The sequence below is a fragment of the Streptomyces sp. P9-A2 genome, from assembly GCF_036634175.1.
Taxonomy (GTDB): Bacteria; Actinomycetota; Actinomycetes; order Streptomycetales; family Streptomycetaceae; genus Streptomyces; species Streptomyces pratens.
The window spans coordinates 8,151,047-8,167,680 of the sequence record NZ_JAZIFX010000001.1 but is presented as its reverse complement, the minus strand read 5'-3'; the positions used below and the strand labels follow the sequence as shown (position 1 = coordinate 8,167,680).

Annotated in this window: 14 protein-coding genes and 1 pseudogene; 12 read left to right on the top strand and 3 right to left on the bottom strand. The window is 71.9% G+C overall.

All coding sequences use genetic code 11. The features are described 5' to 3' along the window. The first annotated feature begins 36 nt into the window (after positions 1-36). The 4 genes from V4Y04_RS36620 to V4Y04_RS36605 all read left to right on the top strand — a co-directional run bounded on the left by V4Y04_RS36620 (position 37) and on the right by V4Y04_RS36605 (position 5,072). On the top strand, positions 37-999 hold the full coding sequence (locus V4Y04_RS36620; protein WP_332432572.1) for an ABC transporter ATP-binding protein: 963 nt from the start codon (positions 37-39) through the stop codon (positions 997-999). Beyond that, a complete protein-coding gene (locus V4Y04_RS36615; protein WP_332432571.1) occupies positions 996-1,751 on the top strand; it encodes an ABC transporter permease in 756 nt (251 codons plus the stop codon). Before V4Y04_RS36620 ends, V4Y04_RS36615 begins: the two co-directional genes overlap by 4 nt. Beyond that, positions 1,748-3,703, top strand: a complete 1,956-nt coding sequence (locus tag V4Y04_RS36610) for a TOMM precursor leader peptide-binding protein (protein WP_332432570.1) — start codon at positions 1,748-1,750, stop codon at positions 3,701-3,703. The genes V4Y04_RS36615 and V4Y04_RS36610 overlap by 4 nt, the downstream gene beginning before the upstream one ends. 70 nt (positions 3,704-3,773) lie before the next feature. Beyond that, positions 3,774-5,072 carry an amidohydrolase gene (locus V4Y04_RS36605; RefSeq protein ID WP_332432569.1) on the top strand — a complete coding sequence of 433 codons (1,299 nt, stop codon included), beginning with the start codon at positions 3,774-3,776 and terminating at the stop codon, positions 5,070-5,072. 810 nt (positions 5,073-5,882) lie between these two features. Here the strand turns inward: V4Y04_RS36605 and V4Y04_RS36600 are convergent. Further along, positions 5,883-7,094 carry a cysteine desulfurase-like protein gene (locus V4Y04_RS36600; RefSeq protein ID WP_332432568.1) on the bottom strand — a complete coding sequence of 404 codons (1,212 nt, stop codon included), beginning with the start codon at positions 7,092-7,094 and terminating at the stop codon, positions 5,883-5,885. 300 nt (positions 7,095-7,394) lie between these two features. On the opposite strand from V4Y04_RS36600, the gene V4Y04_RS36595 reads away from it, so the two are divergent. The 6 genes from V4Y04_RS36595 to V4Y04_RS36570 all read left to right on the top strand — a co-directional run bounded on the left by V4Y04_RS36595 (position 7,395) and on the right by V4Y04_RS36570 (position 12,210). Beyond that, a complete protein-coding gene (locus V4Y04_RS36595) occupies positions 7,395-7,907 on the top strand; it encodes a hypothetical protein (RefSeq protein WP_332432567.1) in 513 nt (170 codons plus the stop codon). A 353-nt stretch (positions 7,908-8,260) separates the two neighbouring features. Then, on the top strand, positions 8,261-8,602 hold the full coding sequence (locus V4Y04_RS36590; protein WP_332432566.1) for a PadR family transcriptional regulator: 342 nt from the start codon (positions 8,261-8,263) through the stop codon (positions 8,600-8,602). Further along, positions 8,599-9,501, top strand: coding sequence for a hypothetical protein (locus V4Y04_RS36585; protein ID WP_332432565.1), 903 nt, complete (start codon positions 8,599-8,601; stop codon positions 9,499-9,501). The genes V4Y04_RS36590 and V4Y04_RS36585 overlap by 4 nt, the downstream gene beginning before the upstream one ends. Before the next feature lie 118 nt (positions 9,502-9,619). Then, a complete protein-coding gene (locus V4Y04_RS36580; RefSeq protein ID WP_332432564.1) occupies positions 9,620-10,492 on the top strand; it encodes a DUF4184 family protein in 873 nt (290 codons plus the stop codon). 273 nt (positions 10,493-10,765) lie between these two features. Then, positions 10,766-10,933 (top strand): hypothetical protein, encoded by a 168-nt coding sequence (locus V4Y04_RS36575; protein WP_443080150.1) that lies wholly within the window; start codon positions 10,766-10,768, stop codon positions 10,931-10,933. A gap of 410 nt (positions 10,934-11,343) precedes the next feature. Continuing rightward, positions 11,344-12,210, top strand: a complete 867-nt coding sequence (locus V4Y04_RS36570; RefSeq protein WP_332432563.1) for a CAP domain-containing protein — start codon at positions 11,344-11,346, stop codon at positions 12,208-12,210. Between the two features lie 574 nt (positions 12,211-12,784). On the opposite strand, the gene V4Y04_RS36565 is transcribed toward V4Y04_RS36570, so the two are convergent. Further along, the gene (locus V4Y04_RS36565; protein WP_332432562.1) at positions 12,785-12,958 is read right to left on the bottom strand and encodes a hypothetical protein; all 174 of its coding nucleotides are present in this window, start codon (positions 12,956-12,958) and stop codon (positions 12,785-12,787) included. 122 nt (positions 12,959-13,080) lie between these two features. Between V4Y04_RS36565 and V4Y04_RS36560 the strand changes: the two are divergent. Continuing rightward, positions 13,081-13,311: pseudogene (locus V4Y04_RS36560) on the top strand (N-acetylmuramoyl-L-alanine amidase); the annotation flags it as partial. Between the two features lie 177 nt (positions 13,312-13,488). On the opposite strand, the gene V4Y04_RS36555 reads toward V4Y04_RS36560, so the two are convergent. Continuing rightward, positions 13,489-14,703: a PP2C family protein-serine/threonine phosphatase gene (locus V4Y04_RS36555; protein ID WP_332433141.1), complete on the bottom strand. Its 1,215-nt coding sequence runs from the start codon at positions 14,701-14,703 to the stop codon at positions 13,489-13,491. Positions 14,704-15,212: 509 nt separating this feature from the next. Here V4Y04_RS36555 and V4Y04_RS36550 point away from each other — a divergent pair. Beyond that, the gene (locus V4Y04_RS36550; protein ID WP_332432561.1) at positions 15,213-16,610 is read left to right on the top strand and encodes an erythromycin esterase family protein; all 1,398 of its coding nucleotides are present in this window, start codon (positions 15,213-15,215) and stop codon (positions 16,608-16,610) included. Positions 16,611-16,634: the final 24 nt, after the last annotated feature.

Here is a 16,634-nt window from a genome sequence, read left to right as displayed (position 1 = left end):
CCGAAAGAACACGCGACTCATGAATGAGGTACCCGTATGAGCTCCCCCTCCCCCACCACGGATCACGGAGCCCGACCGGCCGTCGTGGTCGACGACGTGACCAAGAACTACGGCAGCCGGCGGGCGGTCGACGGGGTCTCTCTGGACATCCGGCGCGGTGAGTTCTTCGGGCTGCTGGGCCCCAACGGGGCGGGCAAGTCCACCCTGGTGGAGATCATGGAAGGGCTGCGCCGGGCCGACTCCGGCTCGGTCACGGTGTTCGGCGAGCCGACCTGGCCGCGCAACACCGGCCTGCTGCCGCGCATGGGCGTGCAGACCCAGTCCTCGGCCTTCTTCGTACGGCAGACCGTGCACGAGCACCTGCGCACCGTCGCGGCCCTGTTCGGCACGGACCGCGCGGCCGTCGACCGCACCCTGGAGGCCGTGGGCCTGGGCGATCAGCACGACGTCCGGGTCGACGACCTCTCCGGGGGCCAGCGGCAGCGGCTCGCCATCGCCTCCGCGCTGGTTCACGGCCCCGAACTGATCTTCCTCGACGAGCCGACCGCAGCGCTGGACACGGAGGGCCGCCGCGATCTGTGGGAGGTGCTGCGGGGACTGAAGGCGGCGGGCCGGACCATCGTGTACACCACCCACCACATGGACGAGGCGGAAGCGCTCTGCGACCGGGTGGGCATCCTGGTGGACGGCCGGCTCGTCGTCACCGACGAACCGCAGAGCCTGATCGGGAACTTCGGCGCCACCAGCCGGCTGCTGGTCCCGCTCGGCCGGATCGACGAGGAGCAGGCCGCCGGGCTGCCGGGCGTGGAGGGCGTCTCCGTACAGGGCGGGCACCTCGTCCTGCAGACCCGCGCCACCGGCCGGGTCCTCGCCGCCCTCGACCCCCTCACCGGCCTGGACGGCGTGCAGACCCGCACTCCCAGCCTCGAGGACGTCTACCTCGAGCTCACCGCCCGGCCGAAGTCCCCCCTCGCATCGAACAACCAGGAGCAGTCATGAGCGCCTACTCCGCGCTGACCGCGGCGGGCTACCGCGCCCAGGTCCGGGACAAGACGACCGTCTTCTTCACCTTCGCCTTCCCACTGATCTTCCTCGTCGTCTTCGGTCTCGTCTTCCGCGGTCGCAGCGTCGAGGAGAGCGGTTTCTCCTACCTGTCCTACACGGCCGCCGGGGTGCTCTCCTGGGGTGTCGCCAACGCCGCGGTCTTCAGCATCGGGTTCACGCTGATGCAGTGGCGCTCGGACGACATCCTGCGCATGATCCGGCTGTCCCCCGCCCCGCTGACCGCCGTCATCGGTTCCCGGTACGTGCTCGCCCTGGGCGTGGGCCTGGTGCAGTCGGTGCTGTTCGTCGGGGTGGCGATGCTTCCGGGCTTCGACCTGGTGCCCGACTCCCGGTGGCCGCTGCTGATCCCCGTCCTGATCCTCGGCATCACCACGTTCCTGCTGCTCGGCGTGATCATCGGCAGCGTCGCCGACACTCCGGAGTCGGTGGCCGGCATCGCCAACTTCCTGATGCTGCCCATGGCGTTCCTGTCCGGTTCGTTCTTCCCGCTGGACGCCATGCCGGACTGGCTGCAGAAGGTATCGATGGTCCTGCCGCTGCGCTATCTCAACGACGGGGTGTCGGTGGCGCTGACCGGCCGCGGCGATCTGGCGGACATCGGCTGGGGCGCTCTCGGGCTCGTCGCGTTCGCCGTGGTCTTCGGTGCCGTCGCGGCCCGCACCTTCCGCTGGACGAAGTCCTCATGAGCACCGCGACCCTGCCGCTCGCGCACCCGATGGCACGGGCCCGCGATGCCCTGCAGGCAGCCCTGGACGACCACTTCGGCGCCGACGGCGCCCCCCGGGTGGTCCCGGTGGGCGCCGTCGGCGCGGGCGGCCCCCAGGCCCGGAAGCGGGATCTCTGGGCCACGGACCGGCCCACCGCGCTGGTCCACGTCACCGCCTCGGCGGTGCTGTTCGGCCCGTGGGGCGGCGACGGGACCGCTCCCGCCTGCGGCCGCTGCCTGGCCCTGCGCTGGCAGCGGCTGCGCAGCCGCAGCGAACGCAACGCCCTGGAGACCGCCGGTCCCGACGGGCCCCGCCCGGCCGGGGCCTGGCCGGTGCTCACCGGCCATGTCCGGGACACCGTGACCGCGCTGTGCGAGGCACTGCTGCGCGGGCCGCTTCCGGCGCCTCCGGCGGAGCATCCGGCGGACCGCGCCCTGCCGCAGGTGACCCGGCTGGACCTGGCGAACCTGACGATCCGGACGTACCCGCTGCTCGCCGACCCGCTCTGCCCGGACTGCGGCCACCACGTCCCGGCGACGGCCGGCGCCGAGCCGCTCACCCTCGCCCCGCGCCCCAAGCCGGACCCGGACACCTACCGGCTGCGCTCGGCCTTCTCCTACCCGCTGCCCACCGACGCCCTGGCCAACCCGGTCTGCGGCGCCCTGGGGGCCGGCACCTGGACCGACGTCACCTCGTCGACCACCGCCCCGGTGGCCGGCAGTGCCTTCGTCCGGGGCTACGCGGGACTGCACGACGTCACCTGGAGCGGGCAGGAGAACTCCTTCGCCACCAGCCGCCGCCTGGCGTTCCTGGAGGGCCTGGAACGGTACGCGGGCACCCACCGGCGCGGGGGCCGCGCGCCGGTCGTCGGCTCCTACGAGGAGTTGCGGGCCGACGCGGTCGACCCCGAGGTGTGCGGGCTGTACAGCCCTCAGACCTACCGGGACGACCCGCTGACCGACCCCTTCGACCCGGGCCGGGCCATCCCCTGGGAGTGGGGCTGGTCGCTGCGGGACGACCGTCCGGTGCTGGTGCCGTCGCGGCTGGTCTACTACAGCGCGCCGCTGGCCGGGGACAACTTCGTCTTCGAGTGCTCCAACGGCTGCGCCATCGGCGGCTGTCTGGAGGAGGCCGTCCTGGGCGGTCTGCTCGAACTCGTCGAGCGGGACTCCTTCCTGAACGGCTGGTACGGCGCGGCCCGGCTGCCCCGTGTCGACCTGGCCACGGTGGGCAGTCCCACGGCCGTCGCGATGGCCGAGCGGGCCGCCCTGCAGGGCTACGACGTCCATGTCTTCGACAACCGGATCGACCTGGCGATTCCGGCCGTCACCGTGGTCGGCGTCCGCCGGGACCGCGGACCGGGCACCCTGTCCTTCGCCGCGGCGGCCTCCCTGGACCCGAGGTCCGCGGTCGAGGGGGCCCTGTCGGAGGTGCTGAGCTACATCCCGCACCTGTCCCGGCAGACCGCCGAACGCCGGAACGAGCTGGAGGCGATGGCGGACGACTTCTTCCTGGTGCGCCATCTGAAGGACCACCCCCAGTTGTACGGGCTGCCCCGGATGTCCGCGTACGCGCGGACCTATCTGGAACCGTCCCCGGCCCTTCCCTTCGACGAGGTGTACGGGGACTGGGAGCGCCACGGCCGGCCCCGCACCGGCGACCTGCGGGACGACGTCGCGGTGGTGCGGGACGAACTGGTCGCGGCGGGCCACGACGTGATCGTCGTCGACCAGACCTCGCCGGAGCAGGAGCGGGCGGGGCTGCGCACGGTCGCCACGGTGGTGCCGGGGCTGCTGCCGATCGACTTCGGCTGGAACCGGCAGCGGGCCCTGCTCATGCCCCGGCTGCGGACGGCGCTGCGCCGCGGCGGACACCGGGACCGTGACCTGACCGACGCGGACGTCGTGCGGGCCCCGCATCCCTTCCCCTGAATCCGTCCGTCCTCTTCCGGGTCCCCGCCGCGGCGCGGCGGGGACCCGGCCGTCCTCGCGGAGTTGGCCGATGAACCCGCCGTCCCGTCTCTCTCCCCCTCCCCCGTCATCCGACTCCCCGGCCCCGGAAGGTCTCCTCGCCCGCGCCGGGGAGGTGCTCCGGCCCGCCCTCGACCTGTACCTGGACCTGCACGCGCATCCGGAGACATCCGGGCGGGAGGAGCGGACCGCCGACCGTTTCGCCCGGTCGCTGGAGGCGGCCGGCTGCGCGGTGACCCGGCGGGTGGGCGGCCACGGCGTGGTCGGCGTCCTGCGCAACGGGGACGGTCCCCGGGTGTGGCTGCGGGCCGAACTCGACGCGCTCCCGGTCGAGGAGCGGACCGGACTGCCGTACGCCGGCCGTAACGGCGCCATGCACGCCTGCGGCCACGATCTGCACATGGCCGCGGCCACTGGCGCGGCCGCTCTGCTGGCCGGCCTGGCCGACCGGTGGCGGGGCACCCTGGTGGTGGTGGGGCAGCCCGCCGAGGAGACGCTGAGCGGGGCCGGGGCCATGCTGGGTGACGGGCTGTACGACCGGTTCGGCCGGCCCGATGTCGTGCTGGCCCAGCACGCCGCACCGCTGCCCGCGGGTACGGTCGCGCACGCGCCGGAGCGGGTGCCGATGGCGGCGGCCGGCGCGGTGCTCGACGTCCTGCTCCACGGACGGGGCGGCCACGTCGCCACCCCGCACCTGGCGGTGGACCCGGTGGTGGCAGCGGCCTCGGTGGTGACCCGGCTCCAGGGTGTCGTGGCCCGCGAGACCGCGCCCGCCGACCAGGTGACCCTGACGGTGGGCACCCTGCGGGCCGGGACCGCCGCCAACGTCATCCCCGACGAGGCCCGGCTGGGGATCGCGCTGCGTGCGGCGAACGAGGCGTGCCTGGAGCGGGCGCTGTCCGCGGTGCGCCGCGTCGTCCTCGCGGAGAGCGCCGCCGCGGGGGCGCCGCGCGAGCCGGAGGTGACGGTCGCCTCCCGTTCGGCGGCCCTGCTGTGCGACCCACAGCTCACCGCCTGCGTACGGCGGGCCCACGCCGCGCTCCTGGGCGCCGGACGGGTGCTGGACTGGCCCGGCTCGATGGCCACCGAGGACTTCCCGCTGTTCGGGGACGCCGGCACCCCCGTCCACGGCCTGCACGGAGTCCCCTTGGTCTACTGGATGCTGGGGGTGGTGGGCGCGCGGGAGTGGCACCGGGCGGTGGCGGGCGGTCCCGAGGCCACGCCGGCCCCGAATCATTCCCCGTTCTTCGCCCCGCACATCGGGAGCGCCCTGCGGCCCGCGATCGGTGCGCTGGCGGCCGCGGCGGTGGACCGGTTCGCCGACGGGTGACGATCCACGGCCGGGCCCGGACCGGGCCGCAGCGGCACGCGCTCCGTGCGCCGGGCCGGCCGGGCAGCGGCCGGGACTGTCTTCACGGCCGTTCTGCCCGGGTCGGAAAGAAGCAGGTCCGGCTCCCGCCCGATGACGCGGAGGCGCCACCGAACCCATCGACAGCCTCCTTCCCGTCCTCCGCCCGGCTCTGGAATCTCACCTGGCTGTCCCAAAAAGAGTGAGGCGTCGCCCCGACGGGGGCATGGGAACGGTCCGAGGCAGAACGTGCCGGACGATCCACGTCAGGGCGGCTGCCCCTCCATGGGGCCCGACCCGACTCCAGGAGAGAGCCGCGGGAGATGCGGACGCTGCGGGCGACGGTGGGGCCGACGCTCTCCATGACCGGCACGAGCCCTTTCGGGGAGATCCGCGTCTTCTTTGTCACCGGAGGCGGGGGCGAGCCCTGGCGGAGTCCTCGACGTCTCACCGCCGACCATGCAGGAGCCCGTTGGCCTGTCCATCCGGTCGCGGAGGTGTACCGCGACCACTGATACGGCCTCGTTCGCACGTGGTTCGGTGTCCTGAACGTACCGATGACTTCGTGGGACGCGCCCCGCGGTTCCTTCGGCGGCGCACCGGACGGCCTGCTCCAGGCGTCCCGCACAAAGCCATGAGTGCGTCTCCCGCAGCACCGCGATGCCGCTGGTGGCTCTCGACGGCCCGTCGCCCGTACCGGACGCCGGGCCGGTCCTCCGTTCGGTCCACGTCATGTGCGGCCCGTGAGCCGCAGTTCGGCCGTCCGGGCATGCAGGATCCGGGAACCGGGCGTCAGGAACGCCCGGCCAGGAAATCGGACAGGCCGGTCAACAGCCGCTCCACATCTTCCGTGTTGTTGTAGGGGGCTAGGCCCACACGAAGCCCTCCGGTGTCCGAGAGGCCGAGCCTGCGGGAGGCCTCGATCGCGTAGAAGGCCCCGGACGGCGCGTGGACGCCGCGTTCCGCGAGGAAACGACTGGCGTCCGCCGTGCTGCGACCGTCGACGGTCAGCAACAGGGTGGGCGTGCGGTCGGCGGCGTTGGAATGGACCGTGACGCCGTCGAGGGTGCTCAGTCCCTTGTCGATCCGGGCCCGCAGGTTTTCCTCGTGTCCCTCGAGCGCCGCGAACGCCGTGGCCAGTCGCTGACGCCGGGTACCCGATGCGCTTGCGTCGAGTCCGGCGAGGAAGTCGACGGCGGCACGCGTGCCCGCGAGGAACTCGTAGGGCAGCGTGCCGAGTTCGAAGCGCTCTGGGACGGCGTCGGTGGAGGGCAGCAGCTTGTCGGGACGCAGTGTCTCCAGCAACTCGGGCCGCGCGGCGAGCACTCCGTGGTGCGGACCGAGGAACTTGTACGGGGAGCAGGTGAAGAAATCCGCGCCCAACTGCTCGACGTCGACCAGGGAATGGGCGGTGTGGTGCACCCCGTCGACGTACATCAGCGCGCCCGCCTCGTGCACCGGGCGGGAGATCTCGGCGATCCGGGGACGCGTGCCGATCAGGTTGGAGGCGGCGGTCACAGCGACCAGCCGGGTGCGTTCCGAGAGCACCGCCCGGATGTCGTCGGCGGTCAGTTCCCCGGTGGCCGGATCGAAGTCGGCCCAGCGTACGGTGGCTCCGGCCCGGGCTGCGGCCTGGACCCAGGGACGGATGTTCGAGTCGTGATCCAACCGGGTCACGACCACCTCGTCCCCCGGCGACCACGTCTTGGCAAGGGTGCGCGAGAAGTCGTAGGCGAGCTGGGTGGCGCTGCGCCCGAACACGATCCCGGCCGGGTCCGCTCCCAGGAGGTCGGCCAGCGCCTGCCGGCACCCGGTGACGATGCTCTCGGCGTTGCGCTCCCCGATCGTCCCGTGTCCCCGGTTCGACAGCGGGCTGCTCAGCGCGTCCGAGACGGCCTCGATGACGGGCCGGGGGGTCTGGGTGCCACCAGGGCCGTCGAAGTGGGCTGTCCCGGCGGCCAGCGCGGGGAACTGCGCGCGAATGGTTTCGACGTCGTACGTCACGAGAGCTCCTGTTCGTCCCAGGGCCCTCTCCCGCGGTTCCTGCCCGGGCGAGGTCCGAAGGAGAGCGCCCCGTGTGGGTGACTGCCCACCGGTCGGTCCTGTTCCCGATTCTGCCGCCCCTGGCCGGAGCAGGACAGGGGCTGACGATCACGAGTTGGGTCCGGCCTCGTCCCGCTCCGTGGCCCACCGCTGTCCTTCGGGGCCTCTACGGTGTGCACTCGCCGGCGAAGACCTGCATAACGCTGCCACCGCCGCGCCACCGCCGCGCCGGCGCCGCAACGCGAACTGGGCCCGCCGCTCATGGACCTGAGCGGAACCGTTCCCTATGTCGCGCTGCAGAGCGCGACTACCTGGCGGTTCCCCGACGGTGAACGCTGCTTCATGAAGTCGCACTTCATGGACGAACTGAGCGACGAAGCCATCGGGACCCTGATGGAGTGGTACTCCCGGAGGCCGACTCCGGAGAGCCTGATCGTCGTGCGCACCCTGGGCGGCGCCGTGGCGCGTGTCGGCCCCGACGACAGCGCGTTCGCGCACCGGTCCGCGCGCTACAACGTGAGCATCGACGCGGGCCGGCGGGACCCGGCGCTGGACGAGATCGCGATCGGATGGGCGCGCTCGGCGTGGGACGCGATGAAGCCGTTCTCGAGCGGCGGGGTGTACGTCAACTTCGCCGGGCTCGGCGAGGACGCGAGCGAGCTGCGCGGCGCGGTCTTCGGTTCGCACGAGGAGCGGCTCGAGCGCACCCGTGCCGCGTACGACCGACCCGGAGGGCCTCTTCGGCCCGGCCGCGGGCAGGCCATGAGCTTGTGAGTAAACGTCATACGAACAGTCACCTGCCGTTCCGGGCGGGATGTGCCTCACCCGGAACTGCGGGAAGGCAGTGAGTGCGTCGGCGGGGTTGCAGGGCAGCACCACGCCTGTGCGGCGCTGCCCTGCCGGGAACAGGTCGGTGAGCAGCGCCCCGGAAACCGCGTGGACGATGGAAAACACGGCGGCCCCGACCACCAGGGCCGGCACGACCACGAGCATCCCGAGGAACGGCGGGATCGGCCATGGCGGGCACATCATCCGTCGAACGCCTCGGCCGGGACGCCGGCGTGCCGGGTGGCGGTGGCGTGGTCGACCGCGTCGAGACAGTCCGGCGGAGTGACTATCATCGTGGGATGAGTGAGCGTGCGATGCAGGAGCCCACGTTGCTGGTGCTGACAGCCCTCGCGGACGCGCCCCGGCACGGATATGCCATCTCGCAGGAGGTCAAGGCGATGACCGGTGGCCGTGTCGTGCTGCGTACGGGTGCTCTTTACGGGGCCCTGGACCGCCTGCTGGCCGAGGGCCTCATCGACGTCGAGCGCGAGGAGGTCGTCGACGGCCGGGCCCGGCGGATCTTCACCTTGTCGTCGTCGGGGCGGGAGCGGCTGGCGGCGGAGGCCGAGCGGCTGGCCGTGACGGCGCGGGAGGCCGCCCGCCGCCTGTCCGTCACACGGCCGTCAGCGGCTGCCACATGATCGAGCGTGTGCTGCGGCTGTATCCCGCCGCCTACCGGCGGGCCCATGGCGGGGAGCTCGCTGCGACCTATCGCGAAATGACCGCGGGCGAGCCGCTGAGTTCGCGACTGCGAGAAGGTGCGGGCCTGGCGGCGCACGCGGTGCGGATGCGTATGGGGCTGGGGTCGGCCACTCGTGTCGCGCGGGTTCTCGCGCAGGCGTATCCCTTCGCCCTGGCCGCCTCCGCCGCCGCTTGCGGCCTGTACCTTCTGCGCTGGTACGCCGGGCTGGTCGCCTCACCCACCCCGTTGTGGGTGCAGCTCCGCACCGACCTGCAGGGGACGTGGGGTGTGCTGCTCGTCTCGTCGCTGATCGTGTTCGCGGGTGCGGCGTCGGCGCTGGCCGGCCGGTGGCGTACGGGGGTGCCCTGCACGGTGGCCGGGCTGCTCTCCTTCGCGGTGGCCGCGGTGGTCAGCGGGCCGGCGTTCGGTGACCCGGTCGTCACCCCGGCCGCGATGGTCCTGACGGCGGCCGTGGTACTCGCATGCCCGCCGGACCGGCGCCTGGAGAAAACGTCGGCGGGGCAGGCGGGTCCGGCCGGTGCCGTGATCGCGCTCGTGGTCGTACCACGGGCCGCCATCGACGCGCACGCGGTGCCGTGGGTCAGCACCGATTACGGGTGCTGGCCTCTGCTGGTCCTCGCCGCGGCCGGTGTCGTACTGGCCTGGCACAGCGGATCACGGGGCGGCCGTGAGCTGGGAGCGATGGCCATGGCGTCCCCGCCACTGCTCGCCCATGCCTACACGACAGCGTGGGGTGAGGCGACTGCTGTCGTGTTCCTGGCGGTCATGGTGCCGGCCATCGCGGTGATCGCTCGTCTGGCCGGTCGTCCGGGGCGGACCGGACGCGCCCTCCTCTGAACGGCCTCGTGCCCTCCGCCGAGCGTCCGGCCGGGCAGCGGCGTCCCTCACCGCCCGACAGTCCGTTTGACGTAGCATTCCGTTCGACGGACTATCGGGTCCGTGCGAGAGGACAACCATGCCCTTCACCCTGTCCCACCCCGCGGCCGTACTGCCGTTGATGCGGCGGCCCTTCAGCCGGGCCGCACTGGTCGCCGGGGCCGTCGCACCGGACATGCCCTACTTCGTCGCCACCACGGGGCTGCCCGTCAACGCGCAGTCCTGGTACGAGCCCTTCGTCAACGCCACGACCACGCACACCGCCCTCGGCGCTGCCACCGTCACCCTGCCGTACGCCCTCACGCTGTGGGGCCTGGCACGAGCCGGCCGTCGCCCGTTGGCGACCCTGCTGCCGCCGGCCGCCGTCCCGTCGCGACCCCGGACGGCCGGCACGCCGGTACGGCGAGCCGGATGGATCGCCCTGTCCGTCCTGATCGGCATCGCCACGCACCTGGTCTGGGACTCCTTCACCCACCACGCCGGCTTCATGGTCGCCCATACGCCCTGGCTCACCTCCACTGCGGTGGGCAGCCTCACCTGGGAGCGGACGCTGCAGCACGCGAGCACGATCGGCGGCCTGGCCGCCGTCGCGGTGTACGTGTGGCGCGGACGAGCCCGCCTCCTCGGCGGCAAGGGCCGCACCGGACCCGGGAACGCGACGCGGCACCGCACCCTCCTCGCGATGGCTCTGCTCACGGCCGCCGGTGCCGTCACCCATGTCTGGTGGCGGCTCACCGGCCCGGAGGCGGCGACAACCGGGCTGCCCCTGAACGTCGTGATCGAAGGAATACTGTCCGACGCGGCCAAAGGCGCGGGTGCAGGTCTGATCGGTGCCCTGGCCCTTCACATCGCCGTGTGGTGGATCCGTGAGGCCGTCACGGCAGCCCGCCCCCGCGGAAGCACAGCCCGTTCGGCGCATGACGACGCCCCGGGGGCGGACGCCTCCGCCTGACTCGCCACCGGCCCGATCCGGCGATGGCGGCACTGCGCCCAGGGCGTCGCTGCCACGGGAAGCCCAGACGCCGCCGTCCGGCCCGCGGCGCCTAGCGGACGGGGACAGGAGCCCACCTCAGCCATGACCGGCGTGCGCGGCCGTTCGACGGATACCGCCCCGAGGGCGAGCTTCAGCACCCCGCGGCTGCTCGGCACGCAGCGCGGCCGGTGCAGTGGCCAACCGCGATGCAGTCGTCGTGCGGCTGCTCCTGCGCGGTGATCCGTCCTGGTCGTGGTGGGTACGTTCACCCCCGACCGGGCCGACCCGTACGCCGAGGGTTCGGCGATCGTCGACGCCCTGCCCTCCGGCCTCGGTCGCCTCGAGACGACCGAGGGCGCCGGGCACTGCCCGCGTGATCAGTTCCCCGACCTACAGGTGTCCATGGATCGCGCCCGGTGAGGACCGGCGACTCCGCCCTGCGGCCCGCGAGCGCGCCCCTCGGCCTCCGACCCCATTCCGGAATGCATGATTCCGTGACATCTGTCACGCCACGTCCCGATCTATCCGGCCCGCTTAGTAGAACCCGCTCCGGCGACATAAAGGATTTGTCGGTCTTGCCATGACCGTGAGGCGGGCCGAGGCGGGGGGTGATCGGCTGGGGAACCGAGCGCCGCGGTTCCTCCGCCGGGCGAGGGGTTCTGACGAAGCGGCAGGCGTCCCGGAGGTCCGCCGCCAGCAGGTCGGCACGCTCTCCCGATCGCCGCAAGGGCCCCGCAGACCTACGAAGCGCAGTAGTGCGAAGGCCCTTTGCGCCCGGTGCCGGGCCGTCCCAAGAATGACGAGCCTCCGGACAGCAGGGGTGAGGTCACATGGGAAAGCATCGTCATCAGAAGCGGTACCGGCGGACGGTCGTCACGGCGGTCGCCATGAGCGCCATAGGCATACCCTCGGTCGCCATGGCCTGTGCCGACTGGCCCGGCAACGGACAACGGCAGCACCAGGACGCCGCCGCCGCGACCGCGGTCGCGGACAGGTGGGACGACACCGACCGGCACCACCAGCGGAACAACCGTCCGTACAACGAGCCCGCAGCGGCACCGTCGAGCACACCGACCGCCACGGCCGGCCCTTCGAAGACCGGGACGCCGAAGCACAGCAACGCCAAGCCGTCGCACAAGCCGTCGCACAAGCCGAAGAAGACGGCCGCCCCGGCATCCGCCTCCAAGCCCGCCACCACGGCCCCGAAGCCCACCACGGCCGCTCCAGAACCCACCACCGCGGCGCCGAAGCCCACTACGGCCGGCCCCGAGCCCACCCCCAGTGCCTCGAGTCCCGCCGCGACGGGCGCCCCCGAGGCTTCCGGAGCCGTCGCCAGGGTCGTGGAAATCGTCAACGCCGAGCGCGGCAAGGCTGGTTGCTCCCCGGTGGAGGTGAACACCACTCTGACCGAGGCCGCGCAGAAGCACAGCGAGGACATGGCGGCGAGCGGCAACATGTCGCACACCGGCTCGGACGGATCCTCGCCCGACGACCGCATCACACGTGCCGGCTACAGCTGGAGCACCTACGGCGAGAACGTCGCCTACGGCTACTCCACTCCCGAGCAGGTGATGGCCGGCTGGATGGCCAGCCCCGGCCACAAGGAGAACATACTCAACTGCGCGTTCAAGGAGATCGGTGTCGGTCTCGCGCAGCCCGATGACTACTGGACCCAGAACTTCGGCACGGCACGATAGGCGCCGTAGCCCCGCATGAGCTCCTCGCGGAGCGCGTGGAACCGGCGGCGGAGAAAGCGCTGCGCCGGCTATGGGAACAGGTTGCCGCTGTTACGCCCGCGACTGGGTCCTGCCAGGTGGACGGGCCGGTGATGACCAAGGACGTGCGCACCACGCCCGGTCCGGGTATCGAGCCGCGCCAGGTCGAGCCGAAGGGCTGTCCCGTGATCCGTGGTGGACCAGCGCGCGGCGTCGGATGCGGTGCGTCGCAAGACGGAGGGGCGTCCGCATACTGGATGTATGTGGACGTTCCGACAACGCGGCGAGGTGCCGTAGCCGGCGTCGCGCGCCCGCCAGGGATTACGGGACAGCCCTGAGGTGCGGCAGGTTCGCGCGGCGCGGTCGGCTGCGCAAGACCATCCGACGGACGATTCACCACTGGTCTGCGGCATCAGGCGGAGGGGCGTAACCAATCCTCCTCCAAGGATGGTTGAGCTTGGTGTGAAGAAGAACAGCTGCCCCGGTGACGGGGTGCTCAGGGGGACGGCTCGGCCCCGAGCACCCCGTCACCGGGGCAGCGGGCGTGGGATCCGGGTCAGCGCCGGCTCCTGGAAGTCCAGCCGGCACCGATTCCCGCCACATGCAGAGCCAGGGCGGTCAGCCCCAGCAACATCACATTCACCGAAGAGAACACATCGTTGGTACCGATGTCCGCCGCGTTGATCAAAAACGCGAGGAAGAACAGCACCGCAGCCACTGCGCCAAGCATGAACAGGCTCCTCTCCAAAGGGTGAAGCCCGTATGCCCGGACATCGCCCCCACAAGCCTGGCGCGGAGACTGAGCTCTTTCGGAGTCGCCTCTCCGGGAGGAGAGCGGCTGCCACATGGTCGCTGAAGGCCTACGACCGGGCCGGCAACACCGCCACCGCCTCGGTCACCGGCACCCCGGTCATCCTCCAGGAGAGATCCGCCAAGAAGTCCGGCGCCTGGAGCACCCGGTCCTCCTCCCGTCACCTCGGCGGGAAGTCATACACCAGCTCCACCAAGAACGCCTCCCTGACCTGGACCTTCACCGGCCGTTCCGTCGCCTGGGCCGCCTCCCGCGCCGCCACCTCCGCCAGGCGGGCCGGGTTCGGCCGCCGAGCCACGCCGTCACGGAGTCCACCGCCGGCCCGCCTCCCGTACACCGAGGCGGTCGGCATCCCACCCCGTCCCCTGGAGATCTGGGCCGTACGGGCCTGGCGTGCGCCCCTGCGGAGACCGCCGCTCCCCTGCGCCTGCTCGATGTCCTGCGCGGCGTCAACGCGTGGGCGGCGGGCGCAGCGCGAGGACAGCGAGGTCGTCGTGTCCGTCGCTCGGGTGCCGGTCGGCCAGGACCCGGCAGAGCGCGTCGAGCGGCAGCCCGCTGTGGGCCGAGGCGATGGCGGCGAGCGCGGCCAGGCCTTCGTCCAGGGACCGCTGAGGGTGTTCGACCAGGCCGTCGGTGAACATCAGGACCGTGTCGCCGGCCGACAGCCGGTGGATGTGGTCGGGGCGCGGCAGCGCGTCGTCCACACCGAGGGGCAGGCCGGGTTCGGCATCCAGGTAGCGGGTGCGCCCGTCGGCAGTGATGACCAGGGGCGGGAGATGACCGGCGGTCGACCAGTGCAGGCGCCAGCCGTTCCCCTCTGCTTCGACGCGGGCGAGGCAGGCGGTGGTGACCGGGACTTCGGTGATGGCGTGCAGGATGTGGTCGAGGTGGTTCAGGACCAGACTGGGCGGGGTGCGACGGTCGTAGAGCAGGGCGCGCAGCATGTTGCGGATCTGCGCCATGGCCGCGGCGGCAGCCAGGTCGTGGCCGAGCACGTCCCCGATGATGGCCGCGCAGCTGCCGTCCGAGAGCCGCAGTGCGTCGTACCAGTCGCCTCCCAGGCGGTGGCCGGGGGCGGTGGCGGGCCGGTAGACGGCGGCCGCGGCGAAGGGCGCGAGGTCGGGCAGTGTCGGCAGCAGCATCCGTTGGAAGTACTCCGCGGAAGCACGGGTCCGGTCGAAGAGGCGAGCGTTCTCGATGGCGATGCCCGCCGCACCGGCCAGCGCCGTCACCACGTCCTCGTCCTGGCCGTCGAACGGCTTGCCGTCACGCCGGTCGCACAGATAGAGGTTGCCGTAGATCCGGCCGCGCACACTGATCGCCACCCCGAGCAGGGTACGCATCGGCGGGTGCCCCGGGGGAAAGCCGACGGATTCCGGGTGGCGCGGCAGGTCCTTCACGCGCAGCGGCTCGGGATGGTGGATCAGATGTCCCAGCAGGCCCCGGCCGTGCGGGAATTCGGATCCGGCCAGGTCCTCGTACTCCTCGGCGCTCAGGCCCAGGGGGATGAACTCCTCCAGGGCCGTACCGTCGTCGTTCAGCACGCCGAGAGCCCCGTAGCGGGCGTCGACGAGTTCCATCGCGGTACTCACGATCCGCCGCAGCACCACGGGCAGCTCGAGTTCCCGGCTGATGGAGAGAACCGCGCTCAGCAGGCCCCGCATGCGCTGCTGCGCTCTGACCAGGTGGTCCCTCTGCTCAGTGACGCGGTCCAGGTGCTTCTCCTCGCCGGGGCGCGGAAACTCCGGGCGCCACCGGCCGTCGTCCCGGGCCACCGTGTCCCACCTCTCTTCGCACGCTGGGCGTGGTGACGATGTCACGCGTCCGAGAACATCGTGACCCACCCTCCCGCCTTCCGCACGCACACCGCTCTCCGCACGGCGTGCGGTGACAGCCGCTGCGCAGGCGGGTTTCTCGGGCGAGCAGCCGTCGATCCCGTGGGGCCGCCGGTGCGAAGGAAGCGGGCGCCCGGCGGGCGGGGCGCTGCGGACGGACCGCGCCGGGTGGAGGGAGACCTTCAGCCCTGTGCCGGAGCGCTCGTACGACGGTGCGGGGTTCGGGGCGCGGCGGATCGCCGGGCCGGCCGGGGTGCCCGGTGGTGGTGCCTGCGCTACTTTGAGGTGGGCAGCATGTGGGCTGGTGAGGCCCACTGCGCGCACGGAAATCTAGGGGCATGACACGACGCCGCGCAGTAATCATTCCCTCGGTCCTTCTCTCCCTCGGTGCCGTCGCCGTGGCCACCCCGGCCGTCGGGGAGGAGGTGACAAAGACAGGGGCTTCGGTTTCGGTGCCGCAGGCCACCGGGCCCGGGCAGCGCGGAGAGACGGTGGTCCAGGCCATCGAGCGCAGCGCGCACACGCTCCGCAGCGTCGAGCCCGAAGGCGGCCTGCGGGACCTCGACGCGCTGGGCCGCATGGTCGAGGGGGCCGACGTGGTGGGTCTGGGCGAGGCCACCCATGGGTCGCGGGACTTCTTCCGCATGAAACACCGGCTTTTCCGTTACCTGGTCGAGGAGAAGGGCTTCCGGGCCATCTCTCTCGAGCTGCCCTGGAGCAGTGGTGTGCGGATCAACGACTATGTGGTGAACGGCGAGGGCAGCCTGGAAGACATCGCGCGTGAGGAGTTCCGGGGTTCGTACCGCGCCTGGCACAACCAGGACTACCTCGATCTCATCGAGTGGATGCGCGACCACAACCGCCGGCACCCGCACGACCCCGTGTATTTCACCGGCAACGACATGGGCTACGCCGGGCCGGAGCTGTACGAGCGGGTGACCGACCATGTGACCCGCCGTCACCCGCGGCTGCGGGAACGCGTCGCCGGGCTCTACCGCGGACTGCCGCCGACCACCGACGCCGGCACCTACAGCCAGGAGTACCTCGAACTGCCGCTGTCCGAGCGCAAGGAGCGGGCGGAGCGGAGCGGCAAGGTCCTCGAACTGCTGCGGAAGCAGCCTCCGGGCCGTGGTGCCGACGAACAGGACCACCTGTGGGCCGTGCAGCACGCCAGGGCCATCCATCAGATGGCCGAGGGCTACGCCTTCGACATCACCGACGACGCCCAGATCGCAAAGATGATGAAATTCCGTGACGGGGTGATGGCCGAGAACGTGGCCTGGTGGCGCCGGCACACCGGCGACCGGATCCTGGTGTCGGCGCACAACACGCATGTGTCGTACGACTCGTTCGACGTGCGGTACCCCAAGACGCAAGGGGCTTTCCTCCGCGACGCGTTCGGCAAGCGATACGTCAGCATCGGTTTCAGTTTCTACAAGGGCGCCTTCAAAGCGTTCGGTACCGACGACAACATGATGCGAACCTACCGCGTCGGTGCCGCGCGGCCGGGATCCAACGAACACACCCTGGACCGGGCCCGCCCACGCGACTACATCCTCGACATACGCACCGCGCCCCGTTCCGTGCGCGACTGGCTGGATCAGCCGCGCGTCACCTACAGCATCGGCGCCGGATGGCCCGACCCCGTGGAGTACAAGATCGCCCTCGGTGAGGCGCACGACATCCTCATCCACCTCAACGAGGTCGAGGCCACTACGTACCTGGGCACCCCCTGAGCCGGGCCGACGGGACGTCAGCCG